The organism is Lysobacter sp. CFH 32150 (genome assembly GCF_022758295.1).
Taxonomy (GTDB): Bacteria; Pseudomonadota; Gammaproteobacteria; order Xanthomonadales; family Xanthomonadaceae; genus CFH-32150.
In genome coordinates this window covers 165182-176374 of the sequence record NZ_JALDWJ010000004.1, presented here as the reverse complement: position 1 = coordinate 176374, position 11193 = coordinate 165182, and the positions used below count along the sequence as shown (strand labels likewise).

Sequence of the window (11193 nt, the reverse complement as noted above, 5' to 3'; positions counted from 1 at the left end):
CCCGGCCTGGACGGCCATTCCCCCAACCTGGAGTTCCCAGTCATGCCTAGCACCAATGCCAACCTGGACGTCCGCAATTTCCCGTCCAACGGCTCCGACGGCTACACCAACACCACCGCCTCCAACAATGCGGTCTACAGCTACATGTACAGCGGCGGCAACGATGGTGCCGGCGGCATGGAGGTCAGGGTCAACAGCGGTACCGCGACGCTCAACCTGTCCCTGGACGACGACAACAACCGTTACAGCATCGATGCCGTGAGCTTCCTGGACGATACCGGGAACCAACTGACCTGGCGGGGCAACGCCCCCGCGAACGGGGTCATCACCGACGCCAACACCGTGGAGGAGACCGCGCACTACAAGGTCAGGGTGGCCGACACCACCGCCGGCTGCACGTTCCAATGCGATCCGGTGATCAGCAACGAACGCGATCCGCCGAAAGGCCTGATCCGGCATACGCACTAGGTAGCAGCGCACCCCGCTGCATCGCGGCCGGGCACCATGCGCCCGGCCGCCGTCCTAGGCGACGGTCAGCGCCCCGTTCCCACGCTGATGAACTGCAGGAACTCCGCGCGCGTCCGCGCATCCTCGCGGAAGCCGCCGAGCATCGTCGACGTCACCATGCTGACGCCACGCTTGTGCACGCCGCGCGTGGTCATGCATTCGTGCGCGGCTTCGATCACCACGCCGACACCGCGCGGCTGCAAGGCGCGCTGGATGCAGTCGGCGATCTGAGCGGTCAGCTTCTCCTGGACCTGGAAGCGGCGCGCGTAGGCCTCGACCACGCGCGCGAGCTTGCTGATGCCGACGACCTTGCCGTCGGGCAGGTAGCCGACGTGGGCGCGGCCGATGATCGGGGCCATGTGGTGCTCGCAATGGCTCTCGAACTGGATGTCGCGCAACACGATCAGTTCGTCGTAGCCCTCGACTTCCTCGAAGGTGCGGGCGAGATAGTCCTCGGGGTCGAGGCCATAGCCGCTGAACCAGTCCTCGTAGGCCTTGACCACGCGCTTGGGCGTGTCGAGCAGACCTTCGCGCTGCGGATCTTCGCCGGACCAGCGCAGCAGGACGCGGACAGCGTCTTCGGCCTCGGCGCGGCTGACATCGTTACGGCTGTCATCAGTGCGTGTATCGCTCATGGCGGATCGCCCTGCTTACGGGGTCGCCATGTTACCCGGTCGCGCCCGGCTTCTTCCTGCGCGATCAGCTTTGCGCCGGGGTGACGTGCTCGGTCTTGTGCAGGGCCTCGTCCAGCGAACGCCAGGCGTGCTCGACCGCGGGTCGCGCCTGCTGCCAGTTCAACCTCGAACCAAACCGCGAGTGCGCCTCCCAGCCGCCCTGCAACACCGACTCGGCCTGCGCGAACGGCTGTCCGCCGTGGCTGGCATAGGTATCGATGCCGTAGCGGTAGGCCGGGGCGTAGTCGTGCCAGTCATGGCCGGCGATGTAGTACGGCATGCTGTGGAAGATCTGCTGGAAGTGACCGAGGTTCTCGCGCCGGTCCCGCGATTCGGCGATGCGGTCGCCGGCACTGGCGCCGAGCGCGACGCCTGCCACCGCACCCACCGCCATCCCGGGTGGTCCCGCCACCACCGCGCCAAGCGCGGCGCCGGCGACCCCGCCGGCGAGCGCGCCACTGCCGGCGCCGACGATATGGTCCTTCTTGAGGATGCTCATGACGCGATCTCCCGCATTGCCGCGGTGTTCGTGGTCAAGCTATTGCCGATAACGTTCAGCAGCGGTGAAAGCGGCCGTCAGGCAGACGTACCGGCGCCCGCGTGCCGTCTCAGCCGCGGTCGTGGTCGAAATCGCCGGTCAGGTTGCTTTCGAGATAGTGCCAGCTGTCGCGCACGGCGCCGCGAGCCTCGTCCCAGGCCAGGCGCGACCCTGCCCTGACGCTGTTCCAGTCGCGCGCGAGCGCATGCTCGACATCCTCGAAGTCCTGGCCACGGTAATGGCGATAGCTGTCGTAGCCGAAGCGGTAGGCCGGGGCGTAATCGTTCCAATCGCGGCCGCCCTTGTAGTACGCGGCGTTGTGATAACTGCTGTGGAAATGCTCAATGTAGTTGTCGGCCGGGTCCGATGCTTCGACGGTGATTTTGGCGGCGGTGGTGGCGAACGCGCCGATCACGGTGCCGACGGGAGCGATCACATCGGCGACGATGCTTTGACCTTTCTTGGTGTTGCTCATGGGTCGCTCCTGTCGTGGAGAGGCACGCCACTGCCAGGCGCACCAGTCATCCTAGATCGGACCGGGTTCACGCGCAGTGAAATCCGTCTTGCTCAACGCGCAAGTCGCGCCGCTAGGCCCGAAATGCGCACGGCATGGCGTGCGAGCGCCGCGCGCAATACGCCCTCGCTCGCACACACATGCAAGGCGCTGCGCGCGCGAGTGATCGCCGTGTACAGCAATTCGCGCGACAGCGGGCGGGCATCAAGGCGCGGCAACTGCAACCAGACTTCATCGAACTCCGAACCTTGCGCCTTGTGCACCGTCATCGCGAACGCGCCGGTGTGCGCGGGCAACGCCGCGGGATGGAAGGCACGTGGGCCGTCGCTGCCGGCGAACCAGGCGACGGTGGCGCCTTCGTCGTCGCGCAGGCAGATGCCGATGTCGCCGTTGAACAGACCATGGCGATAACTGTTCTCGGTGATCAGCAGCAGGCGGCCGTGGAAGTAGGGTGCGCGTTGTGCGCCGGCGAGCGCCTCCTCGATCCGCGCGTTGAGCGCGTGCGCGCCTTGCGGACCTTCGCGCAAGGCAGTCAACAGGCGCATGCGATTGGCCAGCGACAGCGCCTGTGCGGGATCGGCCATGTCGGCGAGTGCACGCCACGGTGCGAGCAACGCATCGCGCGTTGCCCCGGCGAGCGGGTCGAGCAAACCGTCATGGAAGTGCACGCCGCGCAACGCGTCGTCACGCAGCACCGCGAGCGCGCGATCGGCATCGCCATCGCGCATGGCCGTGGCGAGCGGCGCGAGATCGAGCGCATCGGACAGGCGATAACCGCGCTTTAATTGCACACGGTGGCCGGTGAGGCCGTGCGTTGTTCCCGATGTTGCCGGCACGATACCCAGCAGGGGCTGCAGCGCGTGCGCGCTTGCCACCGGCAAGGCATCGTCATCGCCCGCGGCATCGACGATGGCGGCGAGCACGTCGCCCGCTTCCACCGAGGGCAGCTGGTCGCGATCGCCGAGCAGGATCAGGTGCGCGCCAACGGGGACGGCTTCGACCAGTTTGCACATCAACGGCAGGTCGACCATCGAGGCTTCGTCGACGACGATCACGTCGTAGGGCAACGGATGGTCGATATCGTGGCGGAAACGGGGGCTGTCGACGATCGTGCCCAGCAGGCGGTGCAGGGTGCTGGCTGCGGTCGGCAAAGCGTCGCACAGCACCGCATCGATGCCGGTCGCGCGCAATTGCGTCCCCGCATTGCGCAGGCTTTGCGCCATGCGTTCGGCGGCGCGGCCAGTGGGTGCGGCCAGGGCGATGCGTGGCGGCGCGCTGCCAGCGTGTTGCGCCTGCGCGAGCAGCAGCAACAGCAGGCGGGCGATGGTGGTGGTCTTGCCGGTCCCGGGGCCACCGGTGATCAACAGCAGCCGTTGCACGAGTGCGAACGCGGCGGCGCGCGCTTGTCGGTCGCCGTCGCGGGCGTGCGGGAACAAGGCGGCAAACAACGCCGCAATTGCTTCCGCATCGATCACGTCTGCGTCCGATGGGTGAGCAGCGAGCCGCTGCAGGCCGTGCGCGAGGCGGCGCTCGTATTCGCGGTAACGGCGCAGGTAGAGCAGGCCGGCTTCGAGCACCAGCGGCGCACCGGAATCGGCAACGGCATCGCCGCCGGGCGTAGTGACCCAGCGCGATGCCGCCAACGCCTGCAACCACGCACGTGCGTCGGGGAGTTCGCCAGCATCATCGAGCAGCAATTCCGGTCGCGCCGGATCGAATGCAGCGTGGCCCTGCGCGATCGCCAGTGAAGCCAATGCCGCGGCCTGCAACACGCGTTCGTCGGGCTCGACGCCATCGGCACGATCGCGCCGCCGCAGCACATCGGCCAATGCGAGATCGACCGCACGCACGCCGTCACCGTCGCGCCATCGCAGCGGCCGGCTCATGCGCGGCCTCCGGCTGGCGCCAGCAGTTCATCGACGGCTTCGACCAAGGCGCGCGGCAGGGTCGGGACGACCACGCCGCGTGCAGGCGCCTCGCGATCCAGGCCGCGGCAAAACAGGTAGCGCACGCCGCCGAAATGCGCGTCGAAGTCGTAGGCGTCGCCCAGCCGCAGGCGCAGCCAGCGATGCACCGCGACCGCGTACAGCAGCGCCTGCAGGTCGTATTCGCTGGCCGCCATCGCCTGCTGCAACGTGGTTGCGTCGTAATCGGACAGGTAATTCGACTTGTAGTCGATCACGTGGACGCGGCCGTCGACGCGGTAGGTCAGGTCGATCTTGCCGGTCATCAGGCCGCTGAGCCGCGGCCACGCGCCGAAGTCGCGGCGCTCCCGGGCGATGCCATGCGCATGCAGCAGGGCAAGCAAGGCCATGGCGCTGGCATCGTCGAGAGTGAAGTGGAATTCGAGCTCGGCGATGCGCTGCGCCGGTGGCACATCGCACAGGCGCATTCCTTCGGGCAGCGGCGCGTTGAGCGTGGCGGCGACCAGCGGCGTCAGTGCGCGCACGCCGTCGGCGAAATCGCTGTCGCGATAATCCTGGCTTTGCAGCGCGCGACGCAGCACGTCGTCCTGGCCCGGCGGCGGCGCCTCGCCGGCGTGATCGCGCCAGGCGGCGAAATCAGTATGTTCGAGCGCGTGGTGCAGCACGTTGCCGAAGCGCTCGCCGCTGAAGCGCAGGTCGCGCGGCGTCTCCACGGCCACGGCCAACGGCCGCTCGTCGCTGGCCGGCGTCTCTTCGACCAGCGCCTGCATGCCGTGCGGGCGTTGCCTGTGCAGCTGGCTGAAACTGTGGATCCACCAGTCGCGATGCAGGCGCCGCAGGGGTTCGCGCGCGGGTGGTGCGACGACCGCGTCCTGCAGGTACAGGCGCGTGGTGTCGTCGGGATCGGGCAAGCCGCTGCGCACCTGTAGCAAGCCATCGAGCGCCCACCTGAGCGCAGCGCCCGGCACGTTGCCACGCAGCAAGCGTGACAGTGCCGACTTGTCGTGGCTGGCGAGCGCGCCGCCACACACCCACAACGCCTCGATGGCGCGGGTGAGGCCGACGTAGAGCAGGCGCATGTCTTCCTCGCGCTCCTCCTGCGCGGCGAGTTGGCTGGCGGCCTTCCACGGCAATGCGTCGTGCGCAAGCTCCGTTTTCCATTGCCGCACGCGCTCACCATCGGTGTCGTGGTAGCTGACGAAATCGGAGCTGTTGCCACCGCCGCGGCCGATGCCCACGAACGGCAGGAACACCAGCGGGAACTCCAGGCCCTTGCTCTTGTGCAAGGTGAGGATCTGCACGCGGCTGGCGTCGGATTCCAGGCGCGGCCACTGCGCTTCGTCGGCGTCGTCGGCGCTGTCGATGGCCGCACGCAGCCAGTCGAGCTGGCCATGCATGCCCAGACGCGCGGCGCGCGCCTCCTGCATCAGCTCGCCGAGCTGCAACAGGTGGGTGAGGCGGCGTTCGCCGTCGTGCAGCGCGAGCACCGTCGCCGCGCGTTGCGCGACGACGTCGGCGAGCATCGCCTGCGGGCCGTGCTGTTGCCAGCGCAGGCGCCAGTGTTCGAACTGCAGTTGCCAGCGCCGCAACTGTTCGCCGTCGTCTTCCAGCGCGCGCAGCGCGGACGCATCCAAGCCGAATAACGGTAAAGCGAGTGTTGCGCGCAGGCGGCGTTCATCGCCGGGCGCGGCCAGCGCGAGCAGCAGGGTCAGCAGTTCCTGCGCCGCTTCGCTGGAGAACAGGCTCTGTCGGCCCGTGGCCACTGCGGGCACGCCGAGCGTTGCCAGCGCATCGCGCACCGCCTGGGCTTCGTTGTGGCGGCGCACCAGCACGGCGCAGTCGCGCGGCTCCAGCGCGCGCTGCACGCCGTTGGCGTCGCGGCGGGTGGCACGGCCTTCGGCGGCGGCCTGCAGCGCGTCGCGGATCGCACGCGCGCACAGCGCGGCAGCGACCTCGACCGATTCGGCGGCTTTGTGATCGCGCCAGCCGCCTTCCCCATCCGCGCGTTGCGGCACCGAGTGGAAGGTCAGCGCCGGCGCGGGTGCGCGGTCGACTAGCAGCGTGTTGTCATCGCTTTTGGCGGCGTGGATCGGCACGACATCGATGCCTGCACCCATCGCCTCGGCGGGCATGTCCGCGAACAGCGCATTCACTACCGCCACCACGCCGGGCCGCGAACGGAAATTGCGGTCGAGCTGCGACGCCGCGCCCACGCCGTGCCGCGCCCGCAAGTAGGCATGCACGTCGCCGCCGCGGAAGCGGTAGATCGCCTGCTTGGGATCGCCGACCAGCACCAGTCCGCCGTGTTGCGATAACTGGTCGAAGATCGCCCACTGGCGAGCGTCGGTGTCCTGGAACTCGTCTACCAGCATCAGCGGGAACTGCGCCTGCAACGCCGCGACCAGCCGCTCGCGCACCTCGGGTGTCAGCAGCGCCTCGTACACGCCGGCGACGAGGTCGTCGAAGCCGCGCACGTTGAAGGCCTGCTTGCGCGCCTGGTCGCGCGCGCGCGCAGCACCGCGCAGCCGATGCAGCAGCGTCAAGTCGACCGCTTCGCGCCACGGCAACAGCGCCGCATCCGCTGTCAGCATCGCGCCCATCGCGTCGAACAGCGGCGAGCGCGGCGTGTGTCCCGCGCGCTTCACGCTGGTGCCGGCGAGCAGGGCGTCGGGCGTGTATTTCGCGCACTTGGCGTGCCACTGCGTGGGCGTGCGCGTCGCGCGACTGCATTGCGCCAGCCATGCCCACACGCCGGCGACGTGATCGGGCTTGTACTGGGCGTTGCTCAGCGTCTTGCCCGCGATCGCTGCCAGCACCGCGGCGCGCGCCTCGTCGCCATGCGTCTCGAACGCCGCGCGCAGCGCCTGCCACGCTGCCTCGCGGGCTGGGCGCGGATCGTCCGGCAGCGTGGCGGGAGGCGGCGGCAGCAGTTCCTCCGGAGCGACGAGCTGCACCATCACGTCCGCGAGGCCCTGGATGTCGCCGAAGGCGCGACGCAGGAAATCGCTGCCCAGTGCGTCCGTGCTGAACTCGCGCCACAACTCCACCGCCAGCGCGCGCCGCGAGGCGCGGTTGTCCGGTTGCAGTTCGGTTGCGAGCAACGGTTGATCTGCATCGAGCGCATGCTCGGCCAGCAGGCGTTTGCAGAAGCCGTGGATGGTGGTGATCGCGGCGAGGTCCATCTCGCGCACGGCACGCCTCAGGCGCAGGCGCAGCGCGGGCAACGATTCGCGCCCGCCCTCGCACACGTCCGTGTGCAGGGCGGTGTGCAGCAGCAGCCGGAGCAGGGCGGTGTCAGGCTGGTCGCCCGCGCACGTCTCCAAATCGCCTTCACTCCATTGCGCGGCAAGTTCGGCGGCGCGTTGCAGGCGCGCACGCACGCGAGCGTGTAGTTCCTGTGTGGCGGCGATGGTGTAGGTGACCGCGAGCACCTGCGGCACGCGCAGGCGGTCGACGATCACCGCGCGCGCGAAGAGGCCCGCCAGCGCATAGGTCTTGCCGGTGCCGGCGCTGGCCTCGAGCAGGCTGCGGCCGCGCAGGTCGGTGGCGAGGACGGCGTCGCTCATGCCAGATCCTCGAGGCGCACCGGCGTGTGGTTCTCGAACGCGCCGAACAACGCCGTCGCGATGCGTGCGAAGCGATCACGCTGAGCGGAATCGTTGTCGATGAAGGGATCGCGCCCGCGCAGCGCCAGTCGCGTGGCGGGGCCGGCGTCGCCGCGCTGGCGGTCGTTGCCGCGCCATTCCTCCGCGGCCTTCTCCAGCGCCGACTCCTCGCCTTTTTCCAGCAGCCGGCGGAAATAGGTGAAGCCGGTGCGCGGCAGGAACGGCAGCGGCACCTGCAGTGCCTCGTCGCGCAACGCGACCAGTGCCTGCAGGCTGCTGATGGCGCCTTCGCGCGACAACGGCGGATGCGTGTTCAGAACGGGGTCGCCCTTCTCGTCGACGCTCGCGATCTCGTACAGCGGCAACTCGTGCAGCGACCCCAGCAGCCAGTCCAGTCCGTGGCGCAACGCCTGCCCGCCATGGCGACCCTCGGGACGCAACGCCACCCGCAGCACGCCGCCGCGCTGCACGCCGGGCAGCATGCCCTGCAAGATGCGCGGACCCGCGGCCTGTTCGATGCTGCGCGATTGCGATGCGGCGCCGAACCCTGCGCCGAGCGCGCACTGCGCGAACGGAGCAACATCGTCCAGCACTTGCTCCACAGTCGCGCGACCGTCCGCGCCCGGCGCGAGCAGCGCCCGTGCCAGCAGGTGCGCGTGCAAGGCGCGCGCATCGGGTCGGCTGCCGGCGCGCAGCCAGACATCGAAGATCGTGCTGCGCAACGCATGCCGCGGCAACGGCTCCGGCGCACCGAACGGTTCGTGCTCGGCCAGCGGCGGTTCTTCTTCCGGCAGGCGCAGGCCCAGGCCGTCGCGCAAGTAGGCAACATGTGGCTTGTTCAGTGCGCTGCGCAGCCGCTCGATCGAAAGAATCGCGCTGGTGTCCACATCGCGCGGCAACGGCAAAGGTGCGAACACCGGCACCGCGGCGTTGCCCGATCCTTCCTCCGCGGCCGCGTGCCAGCGGGCATCGAAACTGAAGCGGCGCGGCTCGACCGCATCCTCATCCATTTGCGGCGCGCCGAACGCCGCGGGCGAGAAAGGCTGCAGCGCATGCCGCACCACCAGCGCCTTGCGTACGGCGTCGCGCGTATCGACGTCCGTGGCGGCGTGATACTCCACCGCGGCATCGAGCAGTTCCGATACCAACGTCGACGGTTCGCGTTCGCTGCCGTCGCGCGGATCCATGCCGCACCAGCTCAGGTACAGCACACGGCCGGCGCTCGCGAACAGCTGCAGGAACAGATAGCGGTCGGCGTCGCGTCGCGAGGGATCGCCGACGCGGCGTTCGCGCGTATCGAGTTTCTGGGAGATGCGATTGAGCGGATCGCGGCCGTCGCGCGCCGGGAATGCGCCGTCGTCGAGCCCAAGCAAGCAGATCACCTGGAACGGAATCAGCCGCATCGGCACCATGCGGCCGAAGCAGATGCCGCCCGACAGGAACGGCGCGCGCGCGTCGCTGCGCGTGAGTTCTTCGCGAACGTGCTCGAGCACGACGGCATGTTCGACCGGCGCGCTGTAGTCGGCGAGGGCGGCGTTGCGCGCGAAGCCCGTGGTGCATTCGCGCAGGCGCTTGAGTACCGCGGCATCGGCGCTGTCGCGTTCGGTGGCGAAGGCGGCGTCGAGCAGGCGTTCGAGTTCGCGCGCCCAGGTCACCGGAGGATGCGGACCGGCGAGCCGCGCGGCGCCGTCGCGCAGCATCGCGAGGAAGCGCAGCAGGGCATCGAGCGCGGTGGCAGACTGGCCTTCGAGATCGGGCCATGGCGCGACGCCGGCAATGTCGTCGTCGGCGCCCGAGGCGTAGCCCAGCAACAGGCGATCGAGTGCGAATTCGAAGGTATACGCGTTGTCGTCGCGCGCGCCGTGGCGCGCGCGATCGGCGCCATCCAGGCCCCAACGCGCACCGGCTTCCTCGAGCCAGCCCTGCAACGCGCCGCGGTCGCTGTCGTCGATGTCGAAACGCGCGGCGATCGCCGGCACCGCCAGCAAATCCACGGCATCGCCCACGGTGAGCGGACGCAGCGGCAGTTCCAGCAGACGCGCGAAGGCCTCGGCCAGCGGCGCACTCGCCAGCGGACTGGCGTCGGCGATGGTGTAGGGCAGTTCGCGCGGCGTCCCGAGCGCGCCGCCGAACACCGCTTCGATATGCGGTGCATACAGATCGATGTCGGGCGCGAGCACGGCGATGTCGCGCGGCTGCAATGCTGGCTGCGCGTCGGTGCCCGGCATTTCCAGCAACGCGCGCAACTGGTCGTGCAGCACCTGCACTTCGCGCAGCCGGGTGTGGCAGGCGTGGAATTGCAGCGAACTGTCGACGCGATCGACCTGCGCACGTGGCCATGCACCGTCGCGGTTGGTCGCCAGCGGCGCACGGTTGTCGAGCACGTCGGCCTGCAGGCGACCGAGCAAGGTGCCGTGCGGTGGCTCGGCGAAACCGGCAGCCTCGAAACTCGCCGCCACCGCTTCGCCACTGCCGAGCGTGGCGATGAAGTCGCGACCCGCCTGGCCCCACGCGGCGAGCAAGGGATTGGGTCCGCTTTCCCCCTCGATGCCACCGAGGAAATGGTCGTCGTCGGCCGGCTGGTAATCGGCGGCCCAGCGACCGAGGTCGCCCCAGAACGCGCGGGCCGGCGTGTGCAGATAGAAATGCTGTTCGCCGATGCGCGCCTGGCTGGCGATCAACTGCAGCACATCGGGCGAGACGTTCTGGCAGGCGAACACGAACAACCGTGGCGGCAGGCCGTCCGGAACGCCGGCGGACTCGGCACCGAACCGCTGGAGGTACTCGCCGATGCGTCGCGCGCGATGCTGGCGGTTGCGCGCGATGCGACGCCACAGCGTGGCCTGCCAGTCATCGGCGTCGGCGCCGCGCTCCCAGCGCTGCAACAGGTCGCGGCGCCAAGCCTGGTATTTCTCGTAGGTGTCGGCGAGGGCACCGGTCAGCGTCCAGGTCCGCATCGGATCCGCGCTGAAACCGGCCAGGCGCGAGGGTGGCGCCGTTTGCAATTCGCGCAGCAGGTGCCAACGCAGCACCTCGGGTGCGAGGCGGTCGCCCGCAGTCGCCGGCGCGAGGTTGGCGTCGAGCGCGAGATCGACGAATTCGCCCGGGGTCAGGAAGCGCAGGTTGGCGCAGATCCCGCTGTGTTCGGCCAGCGCCTGCTGCAGCCAGCGCCGCATCGAGAACTGCGGCACCAGCACCACGTCGGGCCGCAGCCAATCGCCATCGGCCGGCAGCTGCGCGACCTGCTTGGCAAGCAGGCCCGCCAGCACGTCCAGCGCATTGGAGTGGTAAAGGCGGAAGTCCGGGCGTCGCTGCATGCGGGCCTGGTTCACGAAAGACGCGGATTCATGAAAAGCATGATGCCGGAGCGCGGTCGCATCCGCCGAGACCGGCGAGCTGCGACAATAGCCCACGGCCCGCGCTACGCTGC

At 69.3% G+C, this 11193-nt stretch carries 7 protein-coding genes; 1 reads left to right on the top strand and 6 read right to left on the bottom strand.

Annotation, left to right across the window (positions count from 1 at the left end; translation table 11 throughout):
* Positions 1–42: 42 nt before the first annotated feature.
* The gene (locus tag MO486_RS08935) at positions 43–468 is read left to right on the top strand and encodes a hypothetical protein (RefSeq protein WP_242906453.1); all 426 of its coding nucleotides are present in this window, start codon (positions 43–45) and stop codon (positions 466–468) included.
* Between the two features lie 65 nt (positions 469–533).
* Here the strand turns inward: MO486_RS08935 and folE are convergent, their stop codons facing one another.
* The 6 genes from folE to recC all read right to left on the bottom strand — a co-directional run bounded on the left by folE (position 534) and on the right by recC (position 11080).
* Positions 534–1142: a GTP cyclohydrolase I FolE gene (gene folE / locus MO486_RS08930; RefSeq protein WP_242906452.1), complete on the bottom strand. Its 609-nt coding sequence runs from the start codon at positions 1140–1142 to the stop codon at positions 534–536.
* Between the two features lie 64 nt (positions 1143–1206).
* On the bottom strand, positions 1207–1680 hold the full coding sequence (locus tag MO486_RS08925) for a hypothetical protein (protein ID WP_242906435.1): 474 nt from the start codon (positions 1678–1680) through the stop codon (positions 1207–1209).
* Between the two features lie 109 nt (positions 1681–1789).
* Positions 1790–2194: a hypothetical protein gene (locus MO486_RS08920; protein WP_242906433.1), complete on the bottom strand. Its 405-nt coding sequence runs from the start codon at positions 2192–2194 to the stop codon at positions 1790–1792.
* 92 nt (positions 2195–2286) lie between these two features.
* The gene (recD, locus tag MO486_RS08915; RefSeq protein WP_242906431.1) at positions 2287–4119 is read right to left on the bottom strand and encodes an exodeoxyribonuclease V subunit alpha; all 1833 of its coding nucleotides are present in this window, start codon (positions 4117–4119) and stop codon (positions 2287–2289) included.
* On the bottom strand, positions 4116–7724 hold the full coding sequence (locus MO486_RS08910) for an exodeoxyribonuclease V subunit beta (protein ID WP_242906429.1): 3609 nt from the start codon (positions 7722–7724) through the stop codon (positions 4116–4118). Before MO486_RS08910 ends, recD begins: the two co-directional genes overlap by 4 nt.
* Entirely contained in the window at positions 7721–11080 is a 3360-nt protein-coding gene (recC, locus tag MO486_RS08905) for an exodeoxyribonuclease V subunit gamma (RefSeq protein WP_242906426.1), read from the bottom strand. The genes MO486_RS08910 and recC overlap by 4 nt, the downstream gene beginning before the upstream one ends.
* Between the last annotated feature and the right edge of the window lie 113 nt (positions 11081–11193).